The following is a 15,300-nucleotide window of genomic DNA, read 5'->3' as shown; positions in this document are numbered from 1 at the left end:
TACCGGACAATGGGCCTCGCTCGACCCCGCCACAGGACCCCACATGCTCAACACGCTCGCGGTAGCCAACTACCGCTCGATCAACAAACTGGTGATCCCGCTGGGCCGACTGAATCTGATCACTGGTCCCAACGGCAGCGGCAAGTCCAACCTGTACCGTGCGCTGCGCCTGCTGGCGGAAACCGCCCACGGCGGCGTGGTCAATGCCCTGGCCCGTGAAGGCGGGCTGGATTCGACCTTCTGGGCCGGCCCGGAAACCCTCTCCCGGCGCATGCGCACCGGCGAAGTCGCCATCGAACCCACCGTGCGCCAAGGCGTCAAGCGCCTGCGCCTGGGGTTTGCGGGAGAGGATTTCGGCTACTCGATCAGCCTCGGCCTTCCCGATTCCAACGGCCATTTCATGCTGCCCGGGCGCAGCACGCCGATCCCGTCCTATTTCAGCCTCGACCCGCAGATCAAGCGCGAATGCCTGTGGGCAGGCGCGTTCTACCGCCCGGCCAGTCTGCTGGTCGATCGTGACGGCCCGATGATCCGCGCCCGCACCGAGCGCAAGTGGGATGTACTGGCGCAGCACACGCCGACGTTCGACAGCCTGTTCGATCAGGTCGGCCGCCTGCGCGGTTCGCCGGAAGTGCTGGAGATGCGCGAGTTCATCCGCCGCTGGCGCTTTTACGATCATTTTCGCAGCGATGCCGATGCCCCGGCGCGTCAACCGCAACTGGGCACTCGCACGCCGGTGCTGCATCACGACGGACGCGATCTGGCGGCGGCCTTGCAGACGATCATCGAAATCGGTGATCCCGACGCCTTGCGGGCGGCAATCAGCGACGCCTTTCCCGGCGCACGGCTGAACATCGACCCTCTGCCCGGTGGACGCTTCGCCATCGAGTTCTTTCAGGAAGGTCTGTTGCGGCCGCTCTCAGCCGCCGAGCTGTCGGACGGAACCTTGCGTTACCTGCTGCTGGTCGCGGCACTGCTGACGCCACGGCCGCCGACACTGATGGTGCTGAACGAGCCGGAAACCAGCCTGCATCCGGATCTGCTGCCGGCGCTGGCACGCCTGATCATCCGTGCCTCGGCGCAGTGCCAGGTGTGGGTGGTGTCCCATGCCCGGCGCTTGATTTCGGCGTTGCAGGAGGACCCGGACTGCAACTGCATCGTGCTGGAGAAAAATCTTGGCCAGACCGGGATCGTAGGCCAGCGCATGCTGGATGAGCCGGCATGGCATTGGCCGGATTGAACGGCGCGTGATTTGCCGGGTTGAAGGAAGACGTCTATTTTCCCTTGCGTCGTAGGAAGGATCTTTTTTTCGAAACACAACTCCAAGGACGAACCACTTTTGGCCAGACTCCCGGCCAACATCTCACAAGGACGAGAACATGGCAGACGTAAAAACGCCACAACGGCTGGATCCGCAGGACATTCTGAAATTATTGATGGCGTTGCGCAGGGCGTTGAAGGCCAGGCCGGCCTGAGCGCTTTTGATCTTGTGGCGAGGGGGCTTGCCCCCGTTGGGCTGCGAAGCGGCCCCAAACAGATCTCCCGCGCTCCCTTGGGCGAATGCTGCGCATTCGAACGGGGGCAAGCCCCCTCGCCACAAAAGCTCCCTCGCCACAAAGGCGCATTCATCGCCCAATAAAAAACGCCGACGCTAAATCAGCCGTCGGCGTTTGAAACCTTGAAGGGGTTTGCTTCGCGAATCAGAACGCTGGCAATACCGCGCCGCTGTACTTCTTCTCGATGAAAGCCTTCACTTCCGGGCTGGTCAGGGCCTTGGCCAGTTTCTGGATGGCAACGCTGTCCTTGTTGTCCGGACGGGCCACCAGGAAGTTCACGTAAGGCGAGTCGGCACCTTCGATCACCAGCGCGTCTTTAGCCGGGTTCAGACCCGCTTCCAGCGCGTAGTTGGTGTTGATCATGTCCAAGTCGACCTGATCCAGCACACGCGGCAGCATGGCCGACTCAAGCTCCTTGAATTTGAAGTTGTGCGGGTTCTTGGCGATGTCTTTCGGGGTGGCCAGGGCGTTTTTCGGGTCTTTCAACTCGATCAGGCCAGCCTTCTGCAGCAGGATCAGGGCACGGCCGCTGTTGCTGCCTTCGTTCGGAATGGCAATGGTCGCGCCGTCTTTGAGCTCAGCCAGGGTTTTGACTTTCTTCGAGTAGCCGCCGAACGGTTCGACGTGCACACCGATCACGGTTTCCAGGTGAGTGCCTTTACCTTCGTTGAAGCTCTTGAGGTACGGCAGGGTCTGGAAGTAGTTGGCGTCCAGACGCTTCTGGTCGACCTGCACGTTCGGCTGAACGTAGTCGGTGAAGACTTTGATTTCCAGGTCCACGCCTTCTTTGGCGAGGGTTGGCTTGATCAGCTCGAGAATCTCGGCGTGTGGAACCGGGGTCGCGGCAACCACCAGTTTTTCGCCAGCCTGGGCCAGGCCCGCGGTCAGGGCAGCCGCCAGTGCGGTGAACAACAGAACCTTTTTCATGCAGTGTCCTTATCGAAAATCACAGTCGCTTGTGGCGACGGCTTGAAGATGAGAGTGCCAGTGAAGTGCTATCGCTGGCGTGAAGCGGACAATACCGGGATTTTTTATTCCCGAACAATAACGTTTATTCAGCTTCATATTCCATTTTGTTCATACAACCCTGTAGGAGCTGCCGCAGGCTGCGATCTTTTGCTCTTGATCTTTGGCGGCCCGAATTTGCGAGGATCAAAAGATCGCAGCCTTCGGCAGCTCCTACAAAAGCCGGGCGTCTTGCAGGAGGTTTTTCAGGGCTGCTTGTTCGGCGGCTGATCCATTGGCGAGAATCTGCTTGATCTGACTGTCGATCTGCGTCAGCGGATCAGGCAAATTCAAATGCTCCGGCAAAATCTCGTCGCCCGTACTCACCAGCAGCGCAAAGTGAATGATGTTTTCCAGCTCCCGGGTATTGCCCGGCCAGCTGTGGCGTTCCAGCACAAGCTGCGCCGCTTCGCTGATCAGCGGCACCGGCAGGTCGAGGCGCTGGCTGTAGATGCCGAGGAAGTATTCGGCCAGCGGCAGAATGTCCCCCGTACGCTCGCGTAGTGCCGGCAGTTCGAGCGGGCCTTCGCTGAGGTAGTGATAGAGCCGCTCATGGAATTTCCCGGCGGCCACTGCCTGGGCCAGATCGATGCTGGTGGCCGCCACCAGCCGCACATCCACCGGGCTCGGTTGCTGCGCGCCGACGCGGGTGACTTCGTGGTTTTCCAGGGCGGCGAGCAGCTTGATCTGGATCGGCAGCGGCAGGTCACCGATTTCGTCCAGGTACAGCGTGCCGCCGTTGGCCGAACCGAACCAGCCGGCACGACTGCTCGCCGATCCGCTGTAGCTGCCCGCCGCATAACCGAACAACTCGGCGTCGGCGTAGGTCGGGCTGATGGCGCCGCAGTTGACCGATACGAACAACCCGCCGCGATCACTGGCGCGGTGGATATGTCGGGCCAGCAACTCCTTGCCGGTGCCGGTTTCGCCACGGATCAGCACCGAGACTGAACGCGTGGCCAGTTGCTCAAGGTCTTCACGTAATTGCCGCGAACGCGGGTCGACAAACACCAGCGCCTTGGCGCGGATGCTCAGGGGACTTTTTTCGGCGTCGGGAAAGGTCAGCAGTGGCTGACCGAAGGTTTCAAAGCTCATGGCAGACTCCCGCCCAAAACCGCCGGGAGACGGGGGCGTTAAATAAAGAAAGTGTTCAAGCGCGGCGCAGGGCGTGGTGTTCCATGCGGTTTTGCAGGCGATAGAGATAGGCAAAACCCTGCTCCCAACGCTGGTGACCGGACTTCACGTTGATATGCCCCGCCCCCGCCAGAATCCCCGCCTCGGCACCCCAGTTGCGCGCCAGCTCCAGGGCTCGCGGCGCACTGACGGCGCTGTCGTTGTCGGAACTGACAACCTGGCTCGGAAATGGCAGCAGGTCCGTCGGGATCGGCGCGAAGTTGCGCAAGGCCGGCGCACAGGCCGGGCGCTCGACATCCGCCGGTGCGACCAGCAGGGCACCGCGCACCTGACGCAGGAATTGCACAGGCGCAGTGGCCGCCCAATGGGCGACGGTGATGCAACCCAGGCTGTGGGCGATCAGGATGACCGGCGTGCTGTCGGCGGCAATCGCCTCGGCCAGCGCCGCGACCCAGTCTTCACGGCGCGGCGTCAGCCAGTCGGCCTGCTCCACCCGTGCGCTGTTCGGCAGGCTGTTCTGCCAGTGGCTTTGCCAATGATCTTCTGGCGATCCTTGCCAGCCCGGCACAATCAGGTAGCGAATTGATTCGTTGCGCATGGGGGAGCTCTCCTGCTGCGTGTCTGTTCCCGGTCGAGTATAGGGAGGAGAGTTATATTCGTTAAGGAATAAGAAGCTATTTATTAAGATCTATATCGAATATTAAACATGCAACCTGTGGGAGCGAGCTTGCTCGCGATAGGGCCCGGACATTCACCATCGATGTCGATTGATCCACCGCCATCGCGAGCAAGCTCGCTCCCACAGGGAACAGTGTGTTCGCGAAAGTTGAAGCAAAAAAAGGGGCCGCACCCTGCCAAGGAGACGGCCCCGGAAAACGAAAATCTGTTAACGCGCAGTGATCACCGACAGCTTGGTAATCCCTGCCCGTTCAATCGATGCCATGGCCCGCGCCACCTCGCCGTAATTCACCCCATCGTCCGCCTGCAACTGCACGCGCACCTCGGGGTCCTTGGCCTTCGCCGACTTGAGGTTGAACTCCAGCAAGTCCGGCTGTATCTCGTCCTTGTTGATGAACAGTTTGCCGGCACCGTCGATGCTCACCACCAACGGATCCTTCTGCTCCACCGGCGCTACCGCCTCGGTCTTGGGCAGGTTGATCGGAATGGCGTTGGTCAGCAGCGGTGCGGTGACGATGAACACCACCAGCAACACCAGCATCACATCCACCAGCGGCGTTACGTTGATCTCGCTGAGCACCTCATCGGTGTCTTGCGTGGAGAAGGCCATATCAGGACGCCTCCTTCACTTTCTGCGCGTTGCCCTGGGCTGCCACCTTGTGCGCCGTCGGGTGAATCAGCACGCGGAACGAACTCTTCTGCGCCAGGCTGTAGAAGTCGTGGGCGAAGTCATCCAGATCCGCCGCCGTCAGTTTCAAGCGACGCAAAAAGTAGTTGTAAACCAGCACCGCCGGCACCGCGACGGCGATCCCCACACCCGTGGCGACCAGTGCCGCGCCAATCGGCCCGGCAACCGTTTCAAGGCTTGCCGAGCCTGCCGCGCTGATGCCTTTCAACGCTTCCATGATTCCCCACACCGTGCCGAACAAGCCAATGAACGGCGAGGTGCTGCCAATACTCGCGAGCACGGCCAACCCGGTTTCCAGCGACCGGCGCTCGCGCACGATCTGCTGGCGCAAGGCTCGCTCCAGACGATCCTGATGGTTGATCGCCTGGCTCAAGTCCGCCGCCTGTGGCGTCTCGCCCACCTGGATGGCCGCATAACCGGCCTGCGCCACCCGGGCTGCCGCGCCGGGCCGGGTTTCGCTCAGTTCGGCCGCCGAGTCGAGACTCGAAGCGGCCCAGAACTGCTGATGAAACTTTCGATCCTGTGCCTTCAGGCGACCGAACTGCACACCCTTGAGCAATGCCAGGCCCCAGGTCGCGACGGAAAAAACCACCAGCAGCCAGATCACCGCGCTTTCGATGGATTCAAGTGGAGAGGCCAGTAACGTCATGATGTATTCCTCGTGTAAACGTTTCGCGCGAAATTGGTTTCTGTTTAATGAATCTTGAAATCGATGGGCACGCTGACCCAGCCATCCTGGGCGACATCACCTTGCTTGGCCGGCACAAAACTCCAGCGCTTCACCGCGTTCAGCGCGGCGTCGTCCAGCGCATCGCGACCACTGCTTTTCTGGATCTGAATCTCGCCGGGCTTGCCGCTGGCCAACACATGCACGCGCAACAACACCGTGCCTTCCCAGCCGCGACGCTGGGCCAGCGACGGGTATTCCGGCGCCGGGTTTTTCAAGTAGCCGGCGGTGGCGGAGGCCGGTGTTACGGGCGCAGGGGCCGGTGGTGCAGGTGGCGCCGGAGCCGCGACAGGTGCTGCCGGCTTCGCTGGCGCGGGTGGCTGTTCAACGGCCTTTGGCGCCGGTTTCGGTAGCGGTTTGGCGGCCGGTTTGGGCTTGGGAACCGGCTTCGGTGGAGGCGGCTTCACCGCCAGTTCATCCTCCACAGGCGGTGGCGGCTCAATCACGGGTTGCACAGGTTGTGGAGGCGGCGGCTCGACCACTGGTGGCGCCGGACGCGAAAATTCGATGGTCATGGGCGGGACTTCTGGCGGCACGATCGGCAGCACCGGGGTCGGTTGCTGATTGACCCAATAGATCACCGCGCCATGCACCAGCAACGCCAACACGCCCAGCACGATTGCTTCACACCGGCGAAGGACGCCTTTGGGGGCTCGCTGCAAACGCAACTGCCCCAAGGGCACCCGGTGCGGTCGGCCGAGGTCGACCAATTCGCCACCGGGTGCCTGGCGCCAAAGCACCTCATGTGCACCGGCGGCGATCTGGACATTGCCCATTGTTTAACTCCCTGCGGTCTCTTTGCGGATAACCGGAACGTCGTGCTGAACATCCCCCGACGACGTCCCGGTAGAGCAATCATTGGCTTGAATGCTTAGCTCTTAAAGTAATGTTTAAACTTATATTTAGAACTAATACGAATAAAAAAACCTCAACCCACCGCCAGAGCCCGTCGTTCAAGGGCTCCGGCGCAGTGGAAAAAATCCGATGCTTTTCGGGCATTGAAAGTATTCATTCGAAGCATGCTTTTTCGCCGTCAGAAGTCGTATCGGCCGGTCACACCCAGCGTGCGTGGCGTACCGAGCAGGCCTTCATAACCACCATTGGCGGCCGTCCACAGCGTCGTGTAGTAGGTTTTGTCGAAGGCGTTTTTCAGCCACAACGAAACGTCCCACTGCCCCTGGTTGAAGTCGCCGCGCAGACCGGTGGACAGGTTGACCACCGCATAACTCGGGATCTGCCCGAAGTCGGAGTCTTCCACTGTGCCCACCGCTTTGGAGCGGAACGCATAGCTGGCGGTGACGTACTCCTCGAAGCCGTTGCTCAGGTTCCACTTGTATTCGCCGTTGGCGTTGCCGATCCATTTCGAGGCGCCGACCACTTGATGCCCGGTCAGGTCGCAGGAGGCTGGAGCACCCGGCCTCAGGCTGACTTCCGGCGGGCACGGTGCATCCTTGTAGGAGAGGTAGCTGACGTCGTTGTACGAACCGTTGATGTTCAGCGTCAGGCCACGCAGCGGGATCAGGGTGCTTTCGAACTCCACGCCACGGGAGCGCACGGAACCGGCATTGGTCAGGTATTGCACGCGATTGACGTCGTCATAGGCGTTGGTCTGATAGCCGTTGACCTGGGTCCAGAACAGGTTGGCGTTGAGTTGCAGGCGACGGTCCCACAGGGTGCTCTTGAAACCGAGCTCGGCGTTGTTGGCGCGCTCGGTGCCGATCAGCAATGAGTCGGCCCCAGCCACCGGCGCCATACCGACGGCCAGGTTGACCCCACCGGATTTTTCGCCGTGGGACAACGTGGCGTAGGTGAGCAGGTCGTCGGTGAGGTGGTAGCTGAGGTTCAACAGGCCCGAAGGACTGGAGCTGTACTGGTTCAGATCGCCGGAATCGTAGGCCCCCGCACGAGCACGTCGTGCCGCGGCCGCCGCACCGGTGACTGCGGCACCACCGGCGGGTGCATTGCGGGTCACCCAGGCGTTTTTCTCTTCATAGGTGCCGCGCAGGCCGGCAGTGAAATCCAGGCGTTCGGTCAGGTGCCAGGTGCCCTGTGCGAACAGCGCGAAGCTGTTGGTTTCGATATGACCGTTGCCGACACTGTCGATGTTGTTCAGCGCACCGGTGGGCGTGCCACTCCAGATGTCCGCTTGCGGCCCGTAAAAGGTGAAGGATTTGTTGTCCAGGTCGGAGCCGAAGTAATAGGCGCCCAGCACGTAATCGAAGAACCCGCCGGTAGGCGACGCCAGGCGAAACTCCTGGGAGTACTGCTTGTCCTCCACCGAAACCCCGGCGTTGTAGAAGACAGTTGCGTTCAGGCCGTCATCATTGCGCGGGGTGAAATTCCACCAGCGATAGGCGCTGATGGACGTCAGGGTGAAGTCGCTCGGCAGCGTCCAGTTGGCCTCCACCGACGTGCCGCCCTGATGCACGGTGACATGCTGGTCGTTGTTCAGGTTGACCTTGCGGTGGGTGCCGTCGACCAGTGTCGCGCCCGCGGCATTGGCCCGGGTCTGGTAAAGGTTGGTGCCATTGATGGTCGGCCCGGTGCTGAACAACACGCGGGTGCCGGCGCTGGAATCTTCTTCGTTGTAGTCGCCGATCCAGCGCAGGTTGAACGATTCGTTCGGCTTGAACAGCAACTGGCCACGGAAGCCATCGCGCGAGCCGCCGTTCAAATCGTGGCCGTCGAATTCATTCTTGATATCGCCGTCGCTGCGGGTGCGATACGCAGAAAAGCGCCCGGCGAGCTGGTCATTCAACGGGCCGGAAATCGTGCCCTTGGTCTGGAAGTAGCCATCCTCGCCCACCGAAGATTCGATGCTGCGTTCCGGGGTGAAGGTCGGCGCGCGGGTGCTGATGTTGATCACACCGGCGGTGGTGTTCTTGCCGAACAAGGTGCCTTGCGGACCGCGCAACACTTCAAGCTGCTCGATGTCCATCAGGTCGAATACGGCCATGCCCGGCCGGCCGAGGTAAACGTTGTCGAGGTACAGGCCGACACTGCCTTCCAGGCCATCGCTGGCCGGGTTGTTGCCCAGGCCACGAATCGACACGCTGGACTGGCGCGCATGCATGTAGGCGACGTTGACGCTGGGCACCAGTTGCTGCAAATCCTGGATGCGATAGACCCGCTGGGCTTCCAGGGTCTGGCCGCTGACCACGCTCATCGGCGTTGGTACGTCCTGCGAGCTTTCTTCGCGGCGGCGAGTCGTGACCGTCACGGTTGCCAGTTGGCTATTGTCGGCCGTGGCGGTTTTTGCCGGGGTGGTTTCAGGGGTGGCGCTTTCGGCCGCATAGCCTTGGGTCCAGCTGGCACTGCCTGCCAGTAGCAGAGCCAGGGGCAGGCGTTTGAGCCGTTGTGGAGAGTGAGTTGGGGCGAGATGCAACGGACTCATAAGGCGGGGTTCCCGATCAGAAGAAATGCTTTATTGCTTGCCAGGCCGCCATCGCGAGCAAGCTCGCTCCCACACTGATCCTGTGAACACCGAAGACCCCCTGTGGGAGCGAGCTTGCTCGCGATAGCGTCGGCTCAGACGCCGTCGATATCCGGCCCTTTCACCGTCTGGCTGACCTGCCCGTTCACACCCACCGGCACTTCACCCTTGAGCGTCACACGACGCACGATCCGGTCCTGGGTCCCGTAGTCATCCACCGCGTAATGCTGGGTGGAGCGGTTGTCCCAGATCGCCACGTCACCGGCCTTCCAGCGCCAGCGCACGATGTTTTCCTGGCGGATCACATGGCTTTGCAGCAACCCGAACAGGTGCGCCGAATCGGCCTGGGAATAGCCCTTGATGCGTTTGACGAAATGCCCCAGCAACAGGCTCTTCTCGCCGCTGATCGGGTGCACGCGCACCACCGGGTGTTCGGTCTCGTAGACCGTCGAGGTGAAGACCTTGCGATAGCGTTCCAGCTTCTCCGCCGAAACGTCCGGCCGGGTGCCGGCGTAGTCGTATTCGTTGCTGTGCACGGCGACCAGTTTGTCGGCCAGCTCACGCAGCTCCGCCGACAGCCCGTTGTAGGCGGCGGCGGTGTTGGCCCACAGGGTGTCGCCACCGAAAGCCGGGGCCACCACCGAGCGCAGGATCGAGGCCTTGGGATAGGCCTCGACGAAGGTCACGTCGGTGTGCCAGGAGCTCGCACGCTGGCCCTCGGCACCGTCCAGTTCCAGCAGAAAACGCGTGCCTTCACGCACCGGCACGGTCGGGTGCGCCACCGGTTCGCCGAGCAGGTGGGCGAACGCCTCCTGGCGCTGATCGTCGAGTTGGGTCTGCTCGCGGAAGAAGATCACTTTGTATTGCAGTAGTGCCTGTTGAATGGCTTCAACAGTGGCGGCATCCAGCTCGCCGGAAAGCTGTACGCCACGGATTTCGGCACCGATGCGACCGGCCACCGGATGGATTTCAAGCGCGTGAACAGCGGGTTGTACTGCGAAAGCGGCATTGCTCATGGGTAGACCCTCATCAGACTGCTTGCGGTTGAACCGGCCGCGAAACACTGCTCTATCTATATTCTATTTAGATCTAATAGATATCATCATGCTTCGTTGACGGAATAAGAGGTTGCATTTAAAACCTCAGTCAACCCTCGTCGCAAATGCCTTCGAGCTATTTTTAGGATGCCGGGAAAGCATATGGATCTTCGCCAGTTGCGTTACTTCATCGCCCTCGACGAACACCGCAGTTTCGTGCGCGCGGCCGAGGCCATGGGCATTACCCAACCGGCCTTCAGCCGCAGCATTCAGGGGCTGGAGCACGAGTTCGGCTGCGTCCTGGTGGACCGTGGCAACAAGGATTTGCGCCCCACCCCGGAAGGCCTGGTGGTGCTGCAACATGCCCGTAGCCTGGTGCAGGGTGCGGCGCTGCTCAGCTCGCAAGTGACGCAGATGACCAAGCTCGATGCCGGGGAACTGCGCTTCGGTTGTGGCCCGGCGCCGGCGGTAAAACTGGTGCCGGATGCGGTGGCGCAATTCATCAATGCGCACCCGAAAGTGCGCACCTGTTTCGAGGTGGATAACTGGGAAAAACTCAGCCGCGCCCTGAGCCGTGAGGAGATTGAATTCTTCATCGCCGACATCCGCCATTTCGAGTCCGACCCGAACTTCCAGACCCAGGCGCTGACGCCCAAGCGCGGTGTGTTTTTCTGCCGCCCCGGACATCCACTGCTGGCCAAGGAGAGCCTGTCGACCAACGACATGTTCGATTACCCGCTGGCGACTACGAAGATCCCGCCAGGCATTCGCAAATTGCTGGCGAACCTCAGTGGACGGGTGGATTTTTCGCCGACCCTCGAGACCGAACATTTTCCGGCGCTGGTGAAGGTGGTGCTGCAATCGAATGCCATCGGCGTGGGTACGCAAGAGGCATTCATCGAAGACATTGCCCAGGGTTCGCTGGTGCTGCTGCACTGGCGTAATTTGCCGCAGAACATCGAGAGCATGAATGCGCGGTGCGGGATTGTCAGCCGCACCGGGTTCCGGTTGTCGCCAGCGGCGCGGGCGATGATCGAGACGTTGGTGGCGGTGGACAGGCAGCAAGTCAGCGTCGCGGTTTAGGGCCTCTTCGCGAGCAAGCCCGCTCCCACATTTGATTTCCCGCGAACACAAAATTTGTGTACGGCGCAGAACCAGTGTGGGAGCGGGCTTGCTCGCGAAAGCGTCCGAATTGACGATAGAGATTCAAAGTTTGGCAGCAGCCAACTCCGGCGCCACCCAATCCGTCACCTTGAACGGCTTGCGAATCAGCTTCTGCTGCGATGCCAGGTCCACCGCATCCTGCAATTTGCCAAGGAACACCGGATCAAGTGTCGAAGGGAATACCTCGCTCAATTTCTGATCCTTCAGATCCTGGCTGAGAATCACCGGTGGGTAACTCGCCAGCCCCGACACCAACTGAACGTAAGCGTCCTTGTTGCTATCCTGGGTCAGCCACGCCACCGCTTGCTGTTGAGCCTTGAGCAGTGTGGCGACCGCCTCGGGGTGCTCATCGACGAACTTCCCGGTCCCCACCAACACGGCCTGCACACTGCCGGCGCCGCCCAGGTCCTTGGTGGTCAGAGGCAGCTCGGCCAATCCCTTGGCCTGTAATGCGGTAAGCCCGGAACCACCCCACGAGGCATCGATCTGCTTCGCCGCCAGCGCCGCCACCGCCGCGTTGAAGTCGAGGTTGATGACTTTCACATCCTTCTCGCTCAACCCCTGACTGGCCAGCGCCGCATCGAATGACAACTGGCTGGCGGTGCCACGGAAGATCGCCACGCGTTTGCCCTTGAGGTCTTGCAGGGTCTTGATCCCCGAACCCGGTACCACGCCCAGGTAGTGCTTGACCCCGCGCGCCGAGGCGCTGAGCAATCGTGTATCCAGACCATTGGACTTGCCGATGATGGCTGCCAGGTCGCCGAGGTAGGCCAGGTCCACCTGACCGTTGGCGAACGCCTCGTTGATCACCGGGCCTGCGCCCTTGAAGAAGCTCCACTGAATCTTGATGCCTTGATCGGCAAAGGCCTTTTCGAAGATCTGTTGATCGCGCAACACATCCACTACACCGCCACCGCTGTGCTGGGTACCGGCACTCAGGTCCGGCACGGCAATGCGGATTTCCTTGAGCTCACCGGCGTTGGCCGTGAAGGCCAGCAGACCCGCCAGGGCCGGTGCGGCGAACAGGCTGATGACACGTTTGAAGGGAAGGTTCATGGGTGCGGCTCCTTGGGGCAACGGGCGTTGAGGAGCCGAAGGTAGGCCGAATCAGAACCAACATTTAAATACTATAAATTCACATTTTTAGATCATATGGATCTATATCAACACCGGCGGACCTCTCCGCCGGGTATGCCTTGGCAGCATCGAAAATATTCTTCGAATGCATTGGATGCGGCGGCTGATCGAGGCCTTAAATGGTCTCGCTTATCTCTCAATAGCATTGATTTGAATTTTTATAGATCAATTTCGCATACATCTTAACCCCCTGTGGGAGCGAGCTTGCTCGCGATAGCGGTGTGTCATCCAGCACATAAGTCGCCTGACACACCCTCATCGCGAGCAAGCTCGCTCCCACAAAAAACAGGCTTGCATTGCAACCCGACAACGGAGGTCACCCATGGCCCGTGTTTCCCTTCTGAGCCTGCCGCTGGCCTCACCCCGGCTTGATGGTCGACGGCATTGGCCGACACTGAGCCAGCGGCTCTTGCCCTGGCTGCTGCCCTTCAGCCTGTTTGCACTCTGGTGGCTCGCCAGCCGCAATCACTGGATGAGTGAGCAAATCCTGCCGGCGCCATCGCTGGTCTGGACCAGCGCGGTGGAATTGTCCCAAGGCGAGCTGTGGAGCCATTTGTGGATCAGCCTGCAACGTTTGTTCTGGGGGCTGCTGGCCGGGATCAGCGCTGGTGCTGTTTTGGGTGCAGCGCTGGGTTTCAGCCGTCGACTGGAGCGCCTGGTGTTTCCCACCTTCGCCGGGTTGGCGCAAGTCCCGACCCTGGCCTGGATTCCCTTGTTCATGGTGTTTTTCGGCATCGGTGAAGTGCTGAAACTGGTGGTGCTGATCAAGGCCATCGTGGTGCCGGTGACCCTGCACACACTGGTCGGCGTGCGCGACGCGCAACCCAGGCTGCGCGAAGCCGCCGCCGTGTTGCGCCTGCCCAGGCACCTGTTGATCCGCCGTCTTGTGCTGCCTGCCGCACTGCCGGCCTTCATGGCCGGTGTGCGCCTTGCGCTGGCCGCCGGATGGACCTCGCTGCTCGCTGTCGAACTGCTCGCGTCCAGCGAAGGCATCGGCTACCTGATGGTCTGGGCACGCCAGTTGTTCATGCTCGACATCGTCTTCGTGTGCATTGTGGTGATCGGCTTGATCGGCGTGGCGATGGACCGCGGCATCGGCCTGCTGGACAGGAAGCTGGTGCACTGGCCGCACCCGGCCACCGCCGAAATCCGTCGCGGGCCGCGTTATCAAGGCTGGCAACGGCTGCAACCGTGGCTGCTGCCACTGGCGCTGCTGGCGTTGTGGCAACTGAGCTCGGATCAGCAGTGGATTGACCCGAACATTCTGGTCAGCCCGCTGGCCGTCCTGCACACCACCTGGCATGGCCTGCTCGACGGCACGCTGATTGGCGGCATGGCCCTGAGTCTGGGCCGAACCCTTGGCGGGTTACTGCTCGGTGGCGGGCTCGGCTTTGCCCTGGGCCTGCTGCTGGGACTGTCGCGCAGCAGTGAACGCGTGCTCGGCCCGACCCTCGCCGCCCTCCGCCAGATCGCCATTTTCGCCTGGGTGCCGCTGCTCACCGCGTGGTTCGGCCTGGGGGAATTGGCCAAGTGGGTGTTCGTCGCCCTCGCCGCGTTTTTCCCGCTGTTCATCGCCACCCAACGCAGCGTCGCCAATCTCTCGCCACAACTCAACGAGGCCGCGCAGGTGTTGCGCCTGAACCTGCCCCAGCGCCTGCGCCGGCTGATATTGCCGGGAGCGGCGCCAGGGATTTTCGCAGGGCTCAGGCTGAGCCTGATCTACGCCTGGCTCGGCACCATAGGCGCCGAATATTTCATGCCGTCCAACGGCGGCATCGGCAGCCAGATGATCGGCGCCCAGCAACTGCTGCGCATGGACCTGATCATGGCCGGCATGCTGCTGGTGGGCCTGACCGGCGCCCTGCTCAACCTCATTGGCCAACGCCTGGAAATCCGCGCCACTCGCTGGAGACACGCATGAACGCACCGATTGTCAGCTTCAATCACGTGGGCAAGACCTTCGACGTCGACGGCTTCGAACTGGAGGCCATTCGCGAATTCAACCTGGACATCGCCGAGGGCGAATTCGTCGCCATCGTCGGCTCCAGCGGTTGCGGCAAATCCACTTTACTGCGGCTGTTGGTGGGCCTGGATACGCAATTTCGCGGGCAAATCACCGTGGACGGAAAAGCCGTCAGCGGCATCGGTGGCGAGCGCGGCATCGTCTTTCAGGAACACCGTTTGTTCCCGTGGCTGAGCGTGGCCGACAACATCGGCCTGGGCCTGGTCAACGAGCCATTGAGCACCGCGCAAAAGCACCGGCGTATCCATGACTTCATCGAGCTGGTGGGCCTCGGCGACTTCGCCCGGGCCTATCCGCACCAGCTCTCCGGCGGCATGGCGCAGCGCGTGGCCATCGCCCGCGGCCTGGTGGCCAGCCCACGGATTCTGTTGCTGGACGAGCCCTTCGGTGCTCTCGACGCACTGACCCGCCAGCAGATGCAGGACGAACTGCTGGCGATCCGCGCGCGGGCAAAAATCACCACAGTGCTGGTCACCCACGATGTCGAGGAAGCGATCTTCCTCGCCGACCGCGTGGTGGTGATGGAGCCGCGTCCGGGGCGGATCAAGCAAGTGGTCGACATTGCCCTGCCCCATCCGCGCCAGCGCAGCAGTTTCGACTTCCACCAATTGCGCGAAGAACTGCTTCACGAACTCACCAGCAACGGTCACTACCAGCCCCCCGTGCCGGTGCAGGTCCGCGATCTTCCGCTGTCCTTCATTGCCTACTGAAAAAGGAA

13 protein-coding genes are annotated in these 15,300 nt (G+C 61.5%); 4 read left to right on the top strand and 9 right to left on the bottom strand.

Annotated features, from left to right (window positions below; genetic code table 11):
• Positions 1 to 43 precede the first annotated feature (43 nt).
• Positions 44 to 1,240 carry an AAA family ATPase gene (locus KW838_RS22825; protein WP_218503669.1) on the top strand — a complete coding sequence of 399 codons (1,197 nt, stop codon included), beginning with the start codon at positions 44 to 46 and terminating at the stop codon, positions 1,238 to 1,240.
• A gap of 460 nt (positions 1,241 to 1,700) precedes the next feature.
• Here KW838_RS22825 and KW838_RS22820 read toward each other — a convergent pair whose 3' ends face one another.
• From KW838_RS22820 to KW838_RS22785, 8 genes are all read right to left on the bottom strand, one after another.
• Positions 1,701 to 2,483, bottom strand: a complete 783-nt coding sequence (locus tag KW838_RS22820; RefSeq protein ID WP_007972924.1) for a MetQ/NlpA family ABC transporter substrate-binding protein — start codon at positions 2,481 to 2,483, stop codon at positions 1,701 to 1,703.
• A gap of 252 nt (positions 2,484 to 2,735) precedes the next feature.
• The gene (locus tag KW838_RS22815; RefSeq protein WP_218503668.1) at positions 2,736 to 3,656 is read right to left on the bottom strand and encodes a sigma 54-interacting transcriptional regulator; all 921 of its coding nucleotides are present in this window, start codon (positions 3,654 to 3,656) and stop codon (positions 2,736 to 2,738) included.
• Between the two features lie 55 nt (positions 3,657 to 3,711).
• A complete protein-coding gene (locus KW838_RS22810) occupies positions 3,712 to 4,293 on the bottom strand; it encodes an alpha/beta hydrolase (protein ID WP_007972928.1) in 582 nt (193 codons plus the stop codon).
• 288 nt (positions 4,294 to 4,581) lie between these two features.
• On the bottom strand, positions 4,582 to 4,983 hold the full coding sequence (locus KW838_RS22805) for a biopolymer transporter ExbD (RefSeq protein ID WP_007972930.1): 402 nt from the start codon (positions 4,981 to 4,983) through the stop codon (positions 4,582 to 4,584).
• Between the two features lies 1 nt (position 4,984).
• Entirely contained in the window at positions 4,985 to 5,710 is a 726-nt protein-coding gene (locus KW838_RS22800) for a MotA/TolQ/ExbB proton channel family protein (protein WP_007972931.1), read from the bottom strand.
• Positions 5,711 to 5,754: 44 nt separating this feature from the next.
• Positions 5,755 to 6,564, bottom strand: coding sequence for an energy transducer TonB (locus KW838_RS22795; protein ID WP_218503667.1), 810 nt, complete (start codon positions 6,562 to 6,564; stop codon positions 5,755 to 5,757).
• Positions 6,565 to 6,821: 257 nt separating this feature from the next.
• Positions 6,822 to 9,182 (bottom strand): TonB-dependent receptor, encoded by a 2,361-nt coding sequence (locus tag KW838_RS22790; protein ID WP_218503666.1) that lies wholly within the window; start codon positions 9,180 to 9,182, stop codon positions 6,822 to 6,824.
• A 134-nt stretch (positions 9,183 to 9,316) separates the two neighbouring features.
• Positions 9,317 to 10,237 (bottom strand): TauD/TfdA family dioxygenase, encoded by a 921-nt coding sequence (locus tag KW838_RS22785; RefSeq protein ID WP_218503665.1) that lies wholly within the window; start codon positions 10,235 to 10,237, stop codon positions 9,317 to 9,319.
• A 183-nt stretch (positions 10,238 to 10,420) separates the two neighbouring features.
• Between KW838_RS22785 and KW838_RS22780 the strand changes: the two genes are divergently transcribed.
• Positions 10,421 to 11,341: a LysR family transcriptional regulator gene (locus KW838_RS22780; protein ID WP_218503664.1), complete on the top strand. Its 921-nt coding sequence runs from the start codon at positions 10,421 to 10,423 to the stop codon at positions 11,339 to 11,341.
• Positions 11,342 to 11,464: 123 nt separating this feature from the next.
• Here the strand turns inward: KW838_RS22780 and KW838_RS22775 are convergent, their stop codons facing one another.
• Positions 11,465 to 12,478 carry an ABC transporter substrate-binding protein gene (locus tag KW838_RS22775; RefSeq protein ID WP_102701893.1) on the bottom strand — a complete coding sequence of 338 codons (1,014 nt, stop codon included), beginning with the start codon at positions 12,476 to 12,478 and terminating at the stop codon, positions 11,465 to 11,467.
• A gap of 403 nt (positions 12,479 to 12,881) precedes the next feature.
• Between KW838_RS22775 and KW838_RS22770 the strand changes: the two genes are divergently transcribed.
• Positions 12,882 to 14,480: an ABC transporter permease gene (locus KW838_RS22770; protein ID WP_102701894.1), complete on the top strand. Its 1,599-nt coding sequence runs from the start codon at positions 12,882 to 12,884 to the stop codon at positions 14,478 to 14,480.
• Positions 14,477 to 15,292, top strand: coding sequence for an ABC transporter ATP-binding protein (locus KW838_RS22765; RefSeq protein WP_218503663.1), 816 nt, complete (start codon positions 14,477 to 14,479; stop codon positions 15,290 to 15,292). Before KW838_RS22770 ends, KW838_RS22765 begins: the two co-directional genes overlap by 4 nt.
• Positions 15,293 to 15,300: the final 8 nt, after the last annotated feature.

This window comes from Pseudomonas sp. PDM27 (genome assembly GCF_019219205.1).
Lineage (GTDB): Bacteria > Pseudomonadota > Gammaproteobacteria > Pseudomonadales > Pseudomonadaceae > Aquipseudomonas > Aquipseudomonas laurylsulfatiphila.
This window is presented reverse-complemented; position numbering and strand designations above follow the sequence as displayed.